This window comes from Sporosarcina sp. P29 (genome assembly GCF_002743265.1).
Classification (GTDB): domain Bacteria; phylum Bacillota; class Bacilli; order Bacillales_A; family Planococcaceae; genus Sporosarcina.
The window spans coordinates 1-16,637 of sequence record NZ_PDYX01000013.1 but is presented as its reverse complement, the minus strand read 5'-3'; the positions used below and the strand labels follow the sequence as shown (position 1 = coordinate 16,637).

Below are 16,637 nucleotides of genomic sequence, written 5' to 3'. Positions count from 1 at the left end.
CTTTTAGGAACATTTGTTCTTATTATATACTACTCACACAGGTAAAGGAACAGATTTCACAGCATCGACTGTTTTTAGAGCCACTTGTAAATCATCATATACAACATTTCCTACCACTACAGTATCTGCAATGGCTGCCATTTCTTTTGCTTGTTCTGTTGAGCGTATTCCACCGCCATAAAAGAGACGGGTATTAGTAAGTAATTCTTTCGCCGACCTAACAATTTGTGGATCACCGTATTGTCCACTGTACTCTAAATAAAATATCGGCAACGAAAATAAATGTTCAGCCATACGTGCATATGCTTGTACGTCTTCTTCATCCGGAACACGGTCGACCCCTGTCACCTTCGCAGCTGTACAATCTAGATTTAAAATGCAGTAACCTTCTGTAACTAGTTCATCAAAATTCATCATATGACCATATTCACGAAGAGCTTCGTGATGCAAGCCGTTCAACCACTTTGAATCCGTTGTATTTAAGACGGTTGGAATAAAGTAATAATCGAATCCGGGTGTAACCGATTCAACAGTAGATACTTCCAACGCAAGTGGCACCGAAAAACGACGGAAACGTGCAAGTAAATCAAGTACGTTTTCCAATGTGACTCCATCAGATCCACCAATGATGACTCCATCTGTTCCAGATTCGGCTATCATTTCTACGTGTTCATCTGAGATACTTTTCGCTGGATCGATTTTAAATGCATGCCGCCATGTTTTATAGTCCATTTCTTATTTCCCCCTTCACTTGTCATAGTGGATTTGTATAACTTTTAAAAAACCGGTGGGGTTTTATCCCTGGCCGGTTGTGTTAGTTGTTTTTTGTTTGGTTGTTTTGAAGTTCAGGATAAAGTCGATCCAACATGAGGTTGTACCCGCCAGACCCGTAGTCTACGCAACGACGTATGCGGGAGATCGTAGCTGTGCTTGCGCCTGTTTCTTGTTGGATGCTGTCATAGGTTTTTTTCAGTTTAAGTTTGTGGGCTACGTCCAGTCTTTGTGCTAGTGATTGGACTTCGCTCATAGTGCAGAGGTCATCAAAAAACTTATAGCATTCTTCTATATCCTGTAGTTCTAGAATTGCTTGAAACAACTGATCTATTTGTTCTCCGCGAATTTTATCTATTTGCATGTTCTCGCCCTCTCTCTAAGTCGATCTTACGGAGTATAAGTGACGGAAGTAGAAGGACCCGATAATGATGGAACAATGTGGATCCAGGTTTTTCCAACCGTTAATTTAACAGGCACGCCTTGTTCCACTGGAGTTAAAAATCCATCTTTATTTTGCCATTCAATCGGTTTAGCGATCCCTTCATGAAACAGCATAGCTTGGCCGCCAGATTCTAGGTCAATTGCGAGCCTGCCTTGTTGATCAACTGTTTGATGATCCATTTCCATCACGATAATATTCGCCAGTTCTATACGTTGTTCGTTTAACTTATCCACTGTATCAATACCGTTAACAGATCGATAATAACGATTTGCTTCTTGATTATATTGATACGTACTAATAAAATTCGGATCTGAACTGTACGATACTTGTACCGTTGATGCGATATCCCCTATTTTATCACTTTCATCGGGATTTAGGAAAGAAAAGGACGGCTGTGCAGTGATCTTTTTGGAAGCGTTCACGAGACTAAATGCTTCTGCAATATGTTCCTTTGAAATATACGAGTTATGTGGTGCCCTGCGGTCTGCTGAACGTTCGAATAAAGTCCCGTCATGATGTATGCCGTTGATATAATCGACTACCCGATCATCAAGTAATTTCTTTGCATCTGGACTATAACCATGAGCGATATAAAATGCATCCATACCTTCTGCTAAGTGTACAAAATAATCGCGAGCACTTCGAACAGGACCTATCTGATTAGGCACTTTACTTTGAAATAGTGCAGCGTATCGCGTTACTTGACCTTCTGCTAAGAATTCGTATATCTGATCCGCATCCGAAAGTCCGGACTGTGGCCGAGCAGCAGGGATATTACTAATTGTCGCTAAAATAGGACGGTTGTCCATGGAATCTGTAATCATCTCACCTGTAAACCATGACACATCATTCGGTTTTTCTTGTTCTTCTGGTTCAGATTGCTCTTTCGAAGAACAACCTCCTAGACATAATAAGCTAGCTGCGGCTACCAAGAGTAACTTGCGTCCATTCCATATCAATATACGTTCCTACCTTTCTATATGAGGAATTAATAGTTCATTTTTCATTACTTGTAAGACACCAACCGGCGTGATTCGGACATACGGCAAGTGAACAGATTGAAGGAATAATAATGTATATACAGCATCTCCATGTGCATAGCCACGTTCTCCTAACGCCTTTTTCATTGCTAGCTCTTCTTCGATGATTACTTCCATCGGTTGAACAGACAATCCGCCTGCGACCGCTAGTTGTAATGTTTCAATAATCTTACCATTTTCAGCGAGTGCCATGCCTCCGCCTATATTCTTGATTTCATCAAATGCTCTTTTCATCTCTTGCCAATTCTGTCCTATCAATAATACATCTCCAGTATTTGAATAGGAAGATGCAAAACCTTGCAGATCATTCCCGAAGCCTTTCAACATAGTATTGACTCGCCATTTCCCGTTCTTATCTAGTAATATCAAATAGCATTCATCGCCAGAAGCAATAGTTGGACTACTGAGATCCAGCTCACTTTCGTATACTTTCGTAATCACATCATTTACCATCTGAATCCCCGTTGAAGATAGGAATGTGAAGTCTTCATCTGTCAGTTCATAAGGCAAGTCGAATGCCGGCATCGCTTTCCAATCTACCGCTTTGAATGCAGTAGACGATGTACTATCTCGAAGTACCCACTTCCCCTTTGATAATACATCAGTCGGCACAGGATTATGTTCATCTTCTAAAAAGTTCAACGTCGCAAAGCGGCCTGTCGCAATTACACTATGCAAGTCCGTAATATCGTAGTACCTCGCCACGTTATATGACGCCATTTGATATGCATCGATCGGTGGTACTCCCGCGTCAAGGGCTATTTGGATGCATTGGTCCATTACACCGTCTCGGTAGAACGAAGGAGTGGAACCATCAGTCGTCATCATCAAATGATCAAAAACATTCCACCCCTTCTCTACAATACCTTTCAATATAACTGGCAGGTCGGGACGAATTGAAGAATACCGTAATGTAGCAGCATACCCTTGTTGCAAACGTCTTTCCACTTCGTCTACAGTCATCGCCTCATGATCACCGTCCGCTCCAAGCAATTTCATTCGGGCTAATGTACGTTCCGATGCACCTGGAAAATGTCCTTCGATCTTTTTACCGAGTCGTTTCGATTCCCGTAAAGACTCCATCATTTTTTGATCGCCTCGTATTAATCTTGGCCAACCTGTTAGCTCACCTGTCATTAATACATCAGGGCGCTCCATCCATTTGGCAATATCAGCAGGATTGAAAAGTTCTTTTTCATTTTGTAGTACGGTTTGCGAATCTACACGTGCCCACCAATAAAATGAGAATGGTAGTTCATTCAGTTGATCAATGAATGTAAATGCTGTTTGCTGATCCAACATCGAGAACAAGATGAGATTGTCTGATATGAAAGTTGTTGTTCCTCGACGGGATGCATAGTCTGCAAATGTTTCTGGATTATATAATTGGAATGGATGGACATGCGGCTCGATGTATCCCGGAACTATTTTCTTTGCGGAAGCGTCAACACATTCTGTTCCTTCAAGCATAGTCGGCATGCGCTTCCCTACATAAACGATCCGGTCACCTTGAATCCAAATGTTTCCTTGCATCCATTTCTTGAATATAGAATGTAAGTAGGTAGCATTTTCAATTACGATATCAGGCGCTTTCTGTCCATTAATAATCGCAAGTTGTGACTGTATTTCTTTTGCACTCCACATGCCGATCACCGTCCCCTAAAAGTAGTTTTCCTGTTTGTTAACTATTGCTTTATAGTAACATAGCAATCCAATCTGGAATAGCTCTGTCATGCAAAGGTTATGCACAAGCGGTTTTTCATTAATCCACAAGATAACAGACGCTTATACACATTACTAACAACTTACTCACATTTTCTCCACTAATAAACCACAGATTATCAAAAATGCTGTGGGTAACCTAGATTCCGAGCGAACTAAATAGTATGTAACATCATAGAACAGGTCTCGGTTTGTAGTCGACATTTTTTAGCATCAAAAAAGACTGTGCTAGAAGTAATATCACACTTCTAGCACAGTCCTGTTTCATCCTTTATTCAAATGTACGCCATCCAATATCCGTACGGTGGAAGAATCCATCCCATTTTTGATCGGCAAGGCCAGTGTAAACTTTCTCTTGTGCTTCCTTTAATGTAGCTGCTTTCGCCGCAACAAGAAGTACACGTCCACCGTTTCCAACAAAGTGATCATCCTCTAGCTTCGTTCCTGCATGGAAGACGTCAAGTTCTTGATTAGTTAGTACATCAAGGTTTGGAAGTGCGTGACCATTCACTACATCAGAAGGATACCCTTCCGATGCAATGACAACGCCTAACATCGCTTCTTCATGCCACTCAAGATCGAACGATTCTCCAGCCAGTAGAGCTTCCATGAACTTACCAAAATCTGATTTCATACGCGGTAAGACAACTTGTGTTTCCGGATCGCCAAATCGAGCATTGAATTCAATAACTTTTGGACCTTGCTCCGTAAGTATTAATCCTGCATAGAGGATGCCTGTGAAGGGAATTCCTTCTTCCGTCATAGCATCGACTGTTGGTACGACTACGCGATCGTATGCTTCCTGCACAATTGCATCCGAAATTTGTGGAACTGGGGAATAAGCCCCCATTCCGCCTGTATTCGGACCGCGATCTCCGTCATACGCACGTTTATGATCTTGTGCGATCACCATTGGGTAGATTTGTCCGTCATGGACGAACGACATATAAGAGAACTCTTCGCCGTCGAGAAATTCTTCTACCACAACACGTGATGATGATTCACCGAACTTTTGATTGCCGATCATGTCATCAACCGCATCTAATGCTTCCTGTAATTCCATCGCAACAATTACGCCTTTTCCAGCTGCCAATCCGTCAGCCTTCACTACGATTGGGGCACCTTGTTCGCGGATGAATGACTTTGCTTCTTCAGCATCCGTGAATGTTCCATAACCTGCTGTTGGAATATCATACTTGTCCATGATTTCCTTGGCGAATGACTTACTGCCTTCAATGCGAGCAGCTGCCTGAGTCGGTCCAAATACTGTTAATCCTTTATCTAGGAAGTAATCAACAATTCCTTCCGCTAGCGGCTGTTCCGGTCCAACGAACGTCAAGGTAACACGCTGTTCGATTGCAAAATCTGCCAAAGCCTCAAAGTCTGTAGCTGCAATGTGCACACATGTTGCATCTTGCTGCATACCGTCGTTGCCAGGCGCCACAAATACTTCTGATACAGAAGGCGATTGGTTGAACTGTTTAGCTATCGCATGTTCACGACCGCCACTTCCAATTACAAGAACTTTCATGATCATCTACTCCCTGCACTCTTAATGTTTGAAATGACGTACGCCTGTGAATACCATCGTAATGCCGTATTCATTGGCTTTTTTAATGGAATCCGCATCTTTTACAGAACCACCTGGTTGAATGATTGCCGTAATACCTGCTTTTGCCGCTGCTTCAACTGTATCATCCATAGGGAAGAATGCGTCAGAAGCAAGAGCTGCCCCTTTTGCACGTTCGCCTGCTTGTGTCAGAGCGATTTTAGCAGCACCTACACGGTTCATCTGACCTGCGCCTACACCGATTGTCATATGCTCGTCTGTTACGACGATTGCATTAGACTTCACGTGTTTCACAACTGCCCAACCGAGTTTCATCGCATTCCATTCAGCTTCAGTCGGCTCTCGATCTGTTGCCACTTTGATATCTGCTTCTTCAAAACCGTGAGCATCAGGCTGTTGCATTAATAATCCACCTTCAACAGATACCGTGTTCCACTGATCTTTTTTCTGCTGTTTAAATGAAATCGTCAGAAGACGAATGTTTTTCTTCTTCGTCAACGTCTCAAGTGCTTCTTCTGTAAATGAAGGAGCAATGACGATTTCAAGAAATATATCAGCAAGTTGCACAGCTGTTTGCTGATCTACTTCTTTATTCAATGCAATGATTCCACCGAAAATAGATGTAGAATCTGCTTTGTAAGCTTTTTCGAAAGCTTCAGCGATAGTCCCGCCTGTACCTACACCACATGGATTCATGTGCTTAACCGCTACAGCTGCAGGCTCAGTGAATTCCTTTACAATTTGAATCGCTGCATTGGCATCTTGAATATTATTATAAGACAATTCTTTTCCATGAAGCTGTTCCGCATAGGCAATCGAGAAATCAGATCCAAGCGGTCGGCTATAGAAGGCTGCCTGCTGATGAGGATTTTCTCCATAACGCAATGGTTGCTTCAACTCGTATGTATACGTAACTTGTTCTGGGAATTGTTCGCCTGCAAGGTCTGTCAAGTAGCCTGAAATTAATGAATCATAAGCTGCCGTATGACGGAACACCTTAGCTGCTAAACGTCGGCGTGTTTCAAGAGTCGTCTTGCCATCTGCTTTCAGTTCGTCGAGTACTGCACTGTAGTCAGCTGCATCCACAATGACTGTCACGTATGCGTGGTTCTTTGCAGACGCGCGAAGCATTGCTGGTCCACCAATATCAATATTTTCGATTGCATCTTCTGCTGATACATCTGGTTTAGAAATCGTTTCTTTGAAAGGATACAAGTTTACACAGACTACATCGATTGGCTGGATGCCGTGCTCTTCCATTTGTGCCTGATGTCCAGGGTCATCTTGTTTTGCAAGTAGTCCACCGTGAATCATCGGGTTCAACGTTTTCACGCGGCCTTCCATGATTTCAGGGAATCCCGTTACTTCATCTACAGCTGTTACGGCAACACCATTGTCTTTCAAATGCTTCATCGTACCACCAGTAGACAATAATTCATACCCAAGCTGTTCGAGTTCTTTCGCAAATTCTAATACTCCACTTTTATCTGATACGCTTAACAATGCGCGTTTTTTCAAAGGAATTCCCTCCAGTTTATAAAAAAAGCCTGTCATCTCAACAGGCTCATCATTTTTTAAATAAGTTTTGCAATGTTGCTGTATATAATTCATGTTCTACGGCATGGATAGCTAACGAAGTCTGTTCAACATCTCCATCGACAACGTCTACTGCGCGCTGTGCTAAAATTGGACCCGTATCCATTCCTTCATCTACAAGATGAACTGTGACACCCGTTATTTTAACGCCGGCAGCTACTGCTTGTCCGATCGCATCCTTACCTGGGAAGGAAGGCAATAGAGACGGATGGATATTGATGATCCGTTCAGGATACGCTGCCAATAATACAGGACCGATCAATCGCATGTAGCCAGCTAATATTAACCATTCTACTTGTGCTTCTTGTAATGCTTTGAGTATAGCTTGTTCATATGCATCCTTCGTTTCGAAGTCACGAGGACGAATGGCTGCAATTGGAATCCCTATTTCGTTCGCTCGTTCATTGACGAAAGCATCCGGTTTATCTGTCACCATCAAAACAATTTCAGCTGGAATGCGCTCCGCTTTACATGCTTCTGCCAAAGCGGCAAAGTTACTGCCGCTGCCTGAAGCAAATACTGCGATCTTTACTTTATTCATTATGACAATGTCCCGTCATGTTCACCGTTAAATGTTACGCCTTCTTGCCTCGTAACACGTCCGATTACATATGCTTCTTCACCATGTGCTTTAGCGATTTCGATTGCTTTTTCAGCTTCTGCTTCCGGTAAGGCTACGACAAATCCAACACCCATGTTGAATACGCTATATAAATCGCGATCCGTTAATTCGCCTTTTTCTTTTAACATGTGGAATACGGGAAGTACAGGCCAAGCACCTAAATCTACTTCTACTCCAAATCCTTCTGAGAACATACGTGGAAGGTTTTCGAAGAATCCGCCGCCTGTAATATGACCCATAGAGTGCACATCAAGCTGTTGGTGCATTTCAAGTACCGGCTTGGCATAGATCTTAGTCGGCTTTAATAACGCATCCGCTACTGTGCCAAGATCTTCAAAGCCTTCAATTGTGCCGTTAATATCCGCGCCCAATTGTTCAAATACGATATGGCGTACTAAAGAGTAGCCGTTCGAGTGAATACCGCTCGATGCGATTCCAACTAGCACGTCACCTTCTTGCACACGCTCGCCTGTAACCAGCTTGCTCTTTTCACAAGCTCCTACTGCAAAGCCAGCCAAATCATATTCATCTTCTTCGTAAAGACCTGGCATTTCAGCCGTTTCTCCACCTATCAATGCCGCACCCGATTGTACACAACCATCCGCTACTCCTTTGACGATTGCTTCCACTTTTTCAGGTACTGCTTTACCTAGTGCTACATAGTCAAGGAAATACAAAGGCTCTGCACCTTGTGCTACGATATCATTCACACACATTGCGACACAGTCAATCCCGATTGTGTCATGACGATCCGCCATGAAAGCCAATTTCAACTTCGTACCAACACCGTCTGTACCAGAAATGAGGACTGGTTCTTTATATTCCAGCGCAGATAGATCGAACATTCCGCCGAACCCACCAAATGCACCTGCCACCCCTTTACGAGATGTTCGTGCTACGTGAGACTTCATGCGTTCAACTGACTCATAGCCAGCTTCAATATTAACTCCCGCTTTTTCATATGCCTTCGACATGGAAAGGCCTCCTATCGTACGATTTCTTTTTCGTGCGGCATTGCCGTATCCGAATATATCTCTGTCGGATACTCACCTGTGAAACAAGCCAAACATTGTCCGCAGTTTTTCATTTCTGATGACCGGCCATTCGATTCCAACATTCCATCAATTGAAAGGAATGATAGTGAATCTGCGCCAATCTCATCACGCATTTCATCTATTGTACGACCTGTGGCTAGTAATTCTGAATCAGAACTAATATCCACACCGTAATAACATGGAGCAATTAAAGGTGGTGAAGCAATGACGACATGTATTTCTTTAGCGCCCGCATCGCGAAGCATAGTGACGATTCGTTTAGATGTTGTACCACGTACAATTGAATCATCGACCATTACGACCCGCTTACCGTCCACGACTTGGTGTACTGGTGATAGTTTCATCTTCACGCCTTGTTCACGCAACGCTTGAGATGGTTGTATAAATGTTCGTCCGACATAGCGGTTTTTGATTAATCCCAACTCATATGGAATGCCACTTTGTTCAGAGAATCCAATGGCAGCAGAAATGCTGGAATCTGGAACCCCTGTGACTACGTCTGCACTAATCTGTACTTCACGAGCCAATTGTTTACCGCAACGTTTACGTGCAGCATGAATATTAATGCCATCGATATTTGAATCTGGACGAGAGAAGTAGACATATTCCATAGAACACATCGCATTATCTGCCGGTTCTGCAAAACGCTCGGACGTTAATCCGTCATCATTGATAATCAGCAATTCACCCGGTTCTACTGAACGAACATGTTCAGCACCGATAATTTCAAATGCGCAAGTTTCTGATGCAACGACCCACGCATCACCAATTTTCCCTAAAGATAATGGGCGCATACCGTTTGGATCTTGTGCAACCATCAACCCTTCATCTGTCATTAACACGAATGCAAATGCACCTTTTAAAATACTAAGTGCCTTTTTTACTCGGTCTCGGTGATTACGTGAACCACTGCTACGTTTAATCAAATGAGCGAGTACTTCAGTATCAGATGTACTTTGGAAGATACTACCTTGACGCTCCAAATGTTCTTTCAAATCTGTTGCGTTGATTAGGTTACCGTTATGTGCGATTGCCAAGCTACCCGTTGTTGAACGGAAAACAAGTGGCTGAACATTTTCTATACCACGTCCGTCTTTTGTCGTATAGCGAACTTGACCAATTGCGCCACGTCCTTCAAGTGAATTCAGTTTTTCGCCTGAGAACACTTCATTGACTAGACCTTCCCCTTTGACTGCATGGAGACCGTTCTCGCCTTTTACGACGATACCGGCTCCTTCCTGTCCACGATGCTGAAGAGCATGCAATGCGTAATAGCTGAGCTGTGCAGCATCGTCATGTCCCCAAATACCAAATACGCCGCACTCTTCGTTTAGTCCTCTGAGTTCAGCAAGCATGCAATTGCCCCTTTCCAAGCAGTTTGGAATTCTTCTACCGTCCCTTCTACTAGGACAGTTCCTTCTGCATCTTTGATGACGATTTCTTCGCCATCTGTCACTGTTCCGATTTTCACTGCATCTTGAACTTTCTCTTCAAACGCAGCTACTTGATCAGCTTGTACCGTAACCAAGAAACGTGACTGTGTTTCACTGAACAATGCAGTGATTGCTGAACCTTCCACTGTTACATCAGCACCCAAACCTTGTGAGCCAAATGTACCTTCACAAAGCGCTACTGCAAATCCGCCTTCTGACAAATCATCAGCCGATTGAATCATTCCAGCTTGGATTGCTTCGAGAAGTTGTTGTTGACGAGTTGCTTCTATGTCCAAATCGATTGCCGGTGATTGACCGAAGATCTTTCCTTCGATCATTTGTTGCAATTCACTGCCGCCGAATTCCGTTTCTGTTTGACCAATCAAGTAAATGGCATCTCCAGCTTGTTTGAAGCCAGGTGTTGTCACTTGGCTTAAATCATGAACGATTCCTACCAAACCGATTGTTGGCGTTGGATAGATTGGCACACCGTTTACTTCATTGGAAAGAGATACGTTACCGCCAATGACTGGTGCATTCAGTTTACGACAAGCTTCAGAAATTCCGTCAGCTGACTTTTCCAACTGCCAGAATACTTCTGGCTTGTCTGGGCTACCAAAGTTCAAGCAGTCAGTCAGTGCGATTGGCTCTGCGCCTGAACATACAAGGTTACGTGCAGCTTCAGCAACTGCAATCTTACCGCCAACTTCCGGATCCAAATAGATGAATCGAGAGTTACAATCTGCTGTCATCGCAATACCTTTGTTTGTTCCTCTAACACGGATTACACCTGCAGATGCTCCTGGCGCTAGTACTGTATTCGTTCTTGCACCTGTATCGAATTGATTGTAGACCCACTCTTTTGAAGCAATCGTTGGACGTTGCAATAAATCGAGTAGTGTTTCTTTCAAGTTCGCAACTTGTGGTTCTGTATTTTCAATCGCCTGGTTTTCCGCAAACGATGCAGGTTCTTTTGATTCTTTCTGATAGCTAGGTGCATCTTCAGCTAGTAGATCTGCTGAAACTTCTGCTGCGACTTCGCCTTTATGAAGCAAACGGAGCATTTTATCATCTGTTACATGACCGATTGTCGCTGCAGTAATTCCGTACTTCGTGAATAATGCAATAACTTCTTCTTCGCGACCCTTTTTCACAACGATCAACATACGTTCCTGAGATTCGGACAACATCATTTCATACGCTGTCATATTCTCTTCACGCTGTGGTACAAGATCCAAGTTCAATTCCACACCATAGCCAGCTTTTGAAGCCATCTCTGCTGCTGAAGAAGTAAGACCTGCTGCACCCATATCTTGAATACCAATCAACGCATCTGATTGAACTAGCTCTAAGCAAGCTTCCATCAATAGCTTTTCAATGAATGGATCTCCTGCTTGCATTACCGGCAGTTCTTGCTCTTCTTCAATAGATAGTTCGGAAGAAGACATTGTAGCTCCGTGAATTCCATCACGACCTGTTGTAGCCCCTGCGTATATCACTGTGTTGCCAATACCAGCTGCGACACCTTTTTGAATATCTTCATGATTCAACAAACCGACTGCCATCGCGTTGACCAACGGACGCTTCGAATAGCACTGATCAAACTGAACTTCACCAGCTACTGTCGGGATTCCCATTGCGTTACCGTAACTCGCGATTCCAGCAACTGCTTCCTCAAACAAGAATTTATCTCGAGGATCTGTTAAATCTCCAAAACGAAGTGAATTGACTAATGCTACCGGACGCGCACCCATAGAAAATACGTCACGAATGATTCCACCTGCACCTGTTGCTGCACCAATGAAAGGTTCGATTGCTGATGGTGAGTTATGAGATTCCATTTTAAACACGGCAGCTTGATTATCACCGATGTCTACAATCCCAGCACCTTCACCTGGTCCTTGTAGTACACGTGCACCTTCAGTAGGAAATCTGCGTAATACAGACTTTGAGCTTTTATACGAACAATGCTCTGACCACATAGCAGAAAACAGACCTGTTTCTACGTAATTCGGAGTACGTCCAAGTTTTTCTACTGCACGCTCATACTCTGCATCTGTCATGCCCATTTGGAGATATAGTCGATTTTCTTTGATTTGCTCCGCTGTAGGTTCGTGATTAATTGACATGCTGTTCACCCCGATTGTTCATGATTGATTGGAATAAAGCTGTTCCATCTGTTCCACCGATGATTTCTTCTACTGCACGTTCAGGTAGTGGCATCATACCGAGTACATTACCTCTTTTATTCATGATTCCCGCGATTGCTTCTGTACTGCCATCAGTATTTTCATTCGCGTATGTGAAAACGATTTGATTATTATTTTTCAGCTCTTCTACTGTCTGCTCGTCAGCGTAGTAGTTACCAAATTCGTTAGCTACTGGCAATGTGAGCACTTGACCTTGTGTATAGTCTTTTGTGAAAGCTGTATTATTATTTTCCACTCGTACCGTTTCACGAGCTGAACGGAATTTCAAACTCTGATTACGTAAGAATCCACCTGGAAGGATACCTGTTTCTACTAAGATATGAAAACCATTACCTACACCCAGAACCAATTTACCGGATTCAGCAAATGCTTGTAACTGTTTGCATGCAGGTGAACTTTTCGCCAATGCACCCGGCCGTAAGTAGTTGCCGTATGAAGTGCCTGTCGGTAATAGAACCGCATCGAATTGATCGAGTTGATCAGCTTCAGTATGCCAAACGTATTCAACATCTTGCTTTACTGTTTCCTCAATTGCATGGTACATATCAAGATCACAAGTAAGACCTGGGAATACTAGAACGGCGAACTTCATTTGCTGGCAACCTCCCCGATTTCAAAGCGATAATCTTCAATGACTTTATTAATCAATAGATCGTTACACATTTCATTCACACGTGCTTCGATAGTCTCTTCTGATCCATCAAGCTGTAATTCGATTAATTTCCCAACTCGTACACTTTTCACTTCTTCATAGCCCATCTTTTGAAGTGCTTCAGTCGTCGCGATGCCTTGTGGATCTACAACACTTTCACGTAGTGTTACATAAATAGTTACATTCGTCATTGTCGGTTCCTCCCAAAGTGGAAATAATAGTTTTTTATTAGTTATTATCTTGCCAAATACCAGACTGCTCAATTTCTTGCAGAGTTTCTTCAAGATTTTCCGTCATAATCGTGACATGACCCATTTTACGTTTTTCTTTCACTTCTGCTTTGCCGTATAAATGGATTGACCAATCTGGATAATCCGCGATGCGCTCTTGAAGCGGTGCTACATGTTCTCCAAGTACATTCACCATAATGGATGGTGCCCATAACTTCGGCTCGCGTAACGGCCAACCACAGACCGCACGGACATGCTGATGAAATTGTGAGATGTTACATGCCTCAATCGAGTAGTGACCAGAGTTATGTGGGCGTGGAGCTAATTCATTAATAATGATTGTCCCGTCGTGCAGTACGAACATTTCAACTGCTAGTGTCCCTACTAACTCTAAATGGCCCGCAATTTTCTTTGCCGCATCTTCGGCTTGCTCCAAAACCGCTTGATCCACTCTTGCCGGTACAATCGATTCGTGCAAGATATGGTGCTTATGAATGTTCTCTGCAATTGGCAGGCAATAGGTTTGTCCTGCTGGATTTCTTTGAATGATAACGGAAATCTCTTTATCAAATGGAACGAAAGCTTCTGCTATACAAGAAGAGTGTGTAAACAGATCTTTGGCACTTTCAATTTGCTCTTTGGCTTCAAGCTTTACTTGACCTTTACCGTCATAGCCACCAAAAGCTGTTTTCACGATACAAGGGAACCCAAGATCATCAATTTTCTGTACTAACTCTTCATATGTCTCAGCAGTTATGTAAGGCGCAACCGGTACTCCAGCTGCTTGAATCTCAGCTTTTTCATTAATACGATTTTGCGTGATACGGACTAGTTCAGCACCTTGAGGTACATAAGCTTTCTTTGTCAGCCGTTTCAATCCCTCATAATCGATGTTTTCAAATTCGAATGTAATGACATCACTTACTTGGCTTAATTCATTCAGCGCTTCTTCATCATTATACGGTGCAACAATTTCGATATCAGCTAACTGTCCGCAAGGGGAATTTTTTGTTGGATCCAGTACCGCAATCTTGAAACCAGCCTCTTTTGCTGCAAGTCCCATCATCCGCCCCAATTGACCACCACCGATGATACCGATCGTTTGTCCTGGTTTAATCATTTTCAATTCAGTTCACCACTGCTTTCCAGCGAGATTTTCTTCATTTCATCGCGTCTTTGCTGCAGTTTTTTACGTAATTCTTCATCTTGTACACAGAGCATTTGAGCCGCTAGGAGACCTGCGTTTGTAGCACCCGCTTTACCGATTGACACAGTCGCGACAGGTACACCTCCTGGCATTTGAACGATGGATAAAAGTGAGTCCATACCATTCAATGCTTTAGATTGCACAGGCACACCAATAACAGGAACTAGCGTTTTTGCTGCAACCATCCCTGGTAGATGGGCAGCTCCGCCTGCTCCTGCGATAATAGCGTGCAATCCTTTTTTCTCTGCTTGTTCTGCATAGTCAAACATGAAATCCGGCGTACGGTGGGCTGATACTACTTTCTTTTCATAAGGAACTCCTAGTTCATCCAATATGTCGCATGCATGCTTCATTGTTTCCCAGTCGCTCTTACTGCCCATTATGACACCAATCTTCGGTTCCAAATCTAATCCGCTCCTTCATGCACAACATGATTTAATATAAAACAATAAAAAGGTCCTTGAAAACTCCACTTTTCACATGCACAAAAAGCAGAACTTTCAAGGACCCTTACCAAAATGGTTACATAGCTATCGTAACTTAGCCATTCCCCATGATTATCCAAGAAAAATTGCTTTCCCACATAGTGTAGACATTTACGGTGTCTTGGTAGAAACGCCACAGCCAATTCTGTAGCATATACGGGGAACTCATTTACTCTTATTATATTATCAATTAATACATAATCCGTCAACTAAAAGACGAACATTACATTATAAGTCTTTTACAATCATTCGCCTTTAAGTTGACATATGAAGGATTAAACATCAGTTCTCTTTATGTCGACAGTTATTAGCTATTTTTGATAGCTTGAAATTGTGTTTGTTGTCTAATCGGAATATACTCTTCCCCAACCTGTTTAAATAGTGGTTTCTCTCTTCTGGCAACAACGGTATATCCTAAACTTTGAATTCTCGCCAAACATTCATCGAGTGTTTCATCTTCTTCTCTATCAAACCAGACCTTTTGTTTACTCATTTAAATAACTTGCCTCTTTTCACACTTTTCACCCAGAAGCCACCGTGTATCGACTTAGGCTCATACGATATAATAAATGCTTTCGGATCGAGTTCCGTTATCGTTTTATACAGTTGCATTTCATACTTACGAGGCGTCAGAATCTGCATAGTTGAACGATTACCACTTAACCCATTTGCTGATGAGTCAGTAACACCATATCCAAGTCGTCGTAATACGGCGGGCATTTCCTTATCGACATCTGCCGTGATCACGTTAACCGTTATATAACCAAGTGCTAAGCGCTCTTCAATTTTTGAACCGATAATAACACCTATACCATACCCAAGCGCATAAGCTATTAAGTTTTGGATTTGATCTAAATTATCAAGTACCAAACCAAGCCCTATGACGTATACTACTGTTTCTATCATACTCACTGCTGCAGCAATATAACGATAACCTTTCAGTGTGAGGATTATTCGTATTGTCATAAACGTTACATAGACAATATTGATTGCGAAAATAATTAATATCATTACCATTGCACCACTCCTTTAAACAAGTAGGATAATCGTATCGCGCCTTAGTTAAAAACTCAAGGAAAGTCTTTTAAATAGTAGATTGCGGCGAAAGATTGTGAAGATTTCGAGATGGATAGAGTTATTGATTGGGTTTATAGAGCGGATGGTTGGAAGTTTAGAGCGCTTATCTGGGTTTATAGAACGAAAGAGGGATTACATAGAGCACTTAACTGAGTTCATTGAGCGGTGAGCGGGATACATAGAGCGCTCGACAGGGTTCATTGAGCGGAACGCGGGATACATAATAGCGCTTGTCTAGATTAATAGAGCGAATAAGAATACACATGAGCAGTTTGCTGACTTTACAGTCCGGAGATTGAAAGTTTATGTATAAATCCCCTACATTTCGTTACACATTAGTATATTATAAAACACAAAAAAGCCACTCCCCATAAGGAATGGCTTCGGGCCTAGCAACGTCCTACTCTCACAGGGGGAAACCCCCAACTACCATCGGCGCTGAAGAGCTTAACTTCCGTGTTCGGTATGGGAACGGGTGTGACCTCTTCGCCATCGTTACTAGACTCTTTGAGTAAAGCTTGT

16 protein-coding genes, 1 rRNA gene and 1 riboswitch are annotated in these 16,637 nt (G+C 42.7%); all 17 genes read right to left on the bottom strand.

Translation table 11 applies throughout. The features are described 5' to 3' along the window. Window positions 1–33: 33 nt before the first annotated feature. The 17 genes from pcrB to rrf all read right to left on the bottom strand — a co-directional run bounded on the left by pcrB (window position 34) and on the right by rrf (window position 16,618). Window positions 34–732 carry a heptaprenylglyceryl phosphate synthase gene (gene pcrB / locus CSV68_RS11530; RefSeq protein WP_099662211.1) on the bottom strand — a complete coding sequence of 233 codons (699 nt, stop codon included), beginning with the start codon at window positions 730–732 and terminating at the stop codon, window positions 34–36. Between the two features lie 82 nt (window positions 733–814). Continuing rightward, window positions 815–1,135 (bottom strand): YerC/YecD family TrpR-related protein, encoded by a 321-nt coding sequence (locus CSV68_RS11525; RefSeq protein WP_099662210.1) that lies wholly within the window; start codon window positions 1,133–1,135, stop codon window positions 815–817. A 26-nt stretch (window positions 1,136–1,161) separates the two neighbouring features. After that, window positions 1,162–2,175, bottom strand: a complete 1,014-nt coding sequence (locus CSV68_RS11520) for a DUF3048 domain-containing protein (protein WP_099662209.1) — start codon at window positions 2,173–2,175, stop codon at window positions 1,162–1,164. A gap of 9 nt (window positions 2,176–2,184) precedes the next feature. Further along, window positions 2,185–3,900: an adenine deaminase C-terminal domain-containing protein gene (locus CSV68_RS11515; protein WP_099662208.1), complete on the bottom strand. Its 1,716-nt coding sequence runs from the start codon at window positions 3,898–3,900 to the stop codon at window positions 2,185–2,187. Window positions 3,901–4,249: 349 nt separating this feature from the next. Beyond that, the gene (gene purD, locus CSV68_RS11510) at window positions 4,250–5,509 is read right to left on the bottom strand and encodes a phosphoribosylamine--glycine ligase (protein ID WP_099662207.1); all 1,260 of its coding nucleotides are present in this window, start codon (window positions 5,507–5,509) and stop codon (window positions 4,250–4,252) included. Window positions 5,510–5,530: 21 nt separating this feature from the next. Next, window positions 5,531–7,066: a bifunctional phosphoribosylaminoimidazolecarboxamide formyltransferase/IMP cyclohydrolase gene (purH, locus tag CSV68_RS11505; protein ID WP_099662206.1), complete on the bottom strand. Its 1,536-nt coding sequence runs from the start codon at window positions 7,064–7,066 to the stop codon at window positions 5,531–5,533. 49 nt (window positions 7,067–7,115) lie between these two features. Continuing rightward, on the bottom strand, window positions 7,116–7,688 hold the full coding sequence (gene purN / locus CSV68_RS11500) for a phosphoribosylglycinamide formyltransferase (protein ID WP_483315680.1): 573 nt from the start codon (window positions 7,686–7,688) through the stop codon (window positions 7,116–7,118). Then, on the bottom strand, window positions 7,685–8,740 hold the full coding sequence (purM, locus tag CSV68_RS11495; RefSeq protein ID WP_099662204.1) for a phosphoribosylformylglycinamidine cyclo-ligase: 1,056 nt from the start codon (window positions 8,738–8,740) through the stop codon (window positions 7,685–7,687). Before purM ends, purN begins: the two co-directional genes overlap by 4 nt. Before the next feature lie 11 nt (window positions 8,741–8,751). Beyond that, a complete protein-coding gene (purF, locus tag CSV68_RS11490) occupies window positions 8,752–10,176 on the bottom strand; it encodes an amidophosphoribosyltransferase (protein WP_099662203.1) in 1,425 nt (474 codons plus the stop codon). After that, window positions 10,152–12,383: a phosphoribosylformylglycinamidine synthase subunit PurL gene (purL, locus tag CSV68_RS11485; RefSeq protein ID WP_099662202.1), complete on the bottom strand. Its 2,232-nt coding sequence runs from the start codon at window positions 12,381–12,383 to the stop codon at window positions 10,152–10,154. The genes purF and purL overlap by 25 nt, the downstream gene beginning before the upstream one ends. Continuing rightward, on the bottom strand, window positions 12,373–13,056 hold the full coding sequence (gene purQ, locus CSV68_RS11480; protein WP_099662201.1) for a phosphoribosylformylglycinamidine synthase subunit PurQ: 684 nt from the start codon (window positions 13,054–13,056) through the stop codon (window positions 12,373–12,375). Before purQ ends, purL begins: the two co-directional genes overlap by 11 nt. Beyond that, the gene (purS, locus tag CSV68_RS11475) at window positions 13,053–13,307 is read right to left on the bottom strand and encodes a phosphoribosylformylglycinamidine synthase subunit PurS (RefSeq protein ID WP_099662200.1); all 255 of its coding nucleotides are present in this window, start codon (window positions 13,305–13,307) and stop codon (window positions 13,053–13,055) included. The genes purQ and purS overlap by 4 nt, the downstream gene beginning before the upstream one ends. Before the next feature lie 37 nt (window positions 13,308–13,344). Further along, a complete protein-coding gene (purK, locus tag CSV68_RS11470; RefSeq protein ID WP_099662246.1) occupies window positions 13,345–14,466 on the bottom strand; it encodes a 5-(carboxyamino)imidazole ribonucleotide synthase in 1,122 nt (373 codons plus the stop codon). A gap of 2 nt (window positions 14,467–14,468) precedes the next feature. After that, on the bottom strand, window positions 14,469–14,957 hold the full coding sequence (gene purE / locus CSV68_RS11465) for a 5-(carboxyamino)imidazole ribonucleotide mutase (protein WP_099635303.1): 489 nt from the start codon (window positions 14,955–14,957) through the stop codon (window positions 14,469–14,471). A 160-nt stretch (window positions 14,958–15,117) separates the two neighbouring features. Further along, window positions 15,118–15,218: riboswitch (purine riboswitch) on the bottom strand. Between the two features lie 127 nt (window positions 15,219–15,345). Next, window positions 15,346–15,531 carry an NETI motif-containing protein gene (locus CSV68_RS11460; protein WP_099635304.1) on the bottom strand — a complete coding sequence of 62 codons (186 nt, stop codon included), beginning with the start codon at window positions 15,529–15,531 and terminating at the stop codon, window positions 15,346–15,348. Beyond that, window positions 15,528–16,055, bottom strand: coding sequence for a DUF2179 domain-containing protein (locus CSV68_RS11455; RefSeq protein ID WP_099635305.1), 528 nt, complete (start codon window positions 16,053–16,055; stop codon window positions 15,528–15,530). The genes CSV68_RS11460 and CSV68_RS11455 overlap by 4 nt, the downstream gene beginning before the upstream one ends. A 447-nt stretch (window positions 16,056–16,502) precedes the next feature. Beyond that, window positions 16,503–16,618 (bottom strand): 5S ribosomal RNA (rrf, locus tag CSV68_RS11450). Between the last annotated feature and the right edge of the window lie 19 nt (window positions 16,619–16,637).

Bases quoted from the DNA above. Each gene is read 5' to 3' on its own strand.
- pcrB (WP_099662211.1), bottom strand. From the start codon at position 732: ATGGACTATAAAACATGGCGGCATGCATTTAAAATCGATCCAGCGAAA.
- CSV68_RS11525 (WP_099662210.1), bottom strand. From the start codon at position 1,135: ATGCAAATAGATAAAATTCGCGGAGAACAAATAGATCAGTTGTTTCAA.
- CSV68_RS11515 (WP_099662208.1), bottom strand. From the start codon at position 3,900: ATGTGGAGTGCAAAAGAAATACAGTCACAACTTGCGATTATTAATGGA.
- purD (WP_099662207.1), bottom strand. From the start codon at position 5,509: ATGAAAGTTCTTGTAATTGGAAGTGGCGGTCGTGAACATGCGATAGCT.
- purM (WP_099662204.1), bottom strand. From the start codon at position 8,740: ATGTCGAAGGCATATGAAAAAGCGGGAGTTAATATTGAAGCTGGCTAT.
- purF (WP_099662203.1), bottom strand. From the start codon at position 10,176: ATGCTTGCTGAACTCAGAGGACTAAACGAAGAGTGCGGCGTATTTGGT.
- purL (WP_099662202.1), bottom strand. From the start codon at position 12,383: ATGTCAATTAATCACGAACCTACAGCGGAGCAAATCAAAGAAAATCGA.
- purQ (WP_099662201.1), bottom strand. From the start codon at position 13,056: ATGAAGTTCGCCGTTCTAGTATTCCCAGGTCTTACTTGTGATCTTGAT.
- purS (WP_099662200.1), bottom strand. From the start codon at position 13,307: ATGACGAATGTAACTATTTATGTAACACTACGTGAAAGTGTTGTAGAT.
- purK (WP_099662246.1), bottom strand. From the start codon at position 14,466: ATGATTAAACCAGGACAAACGATCGGTATCATCGGTGGTGGTCAATTG.
- CSV68_RS11460 (WP_099635304.1), bottom strand. From the start codon at position 15,531: ATGAGTAAACAAAAGGTCTGGTTTGATAGAGAAGAAGATGAAACACTC.
- CSV68_RS11455 (WP_099635305.1), bottom strand. From the start codon at position 16,055: ATGGTAATGATATTAATTATTTTCGCAATCAATATTGTCTATGTAACG.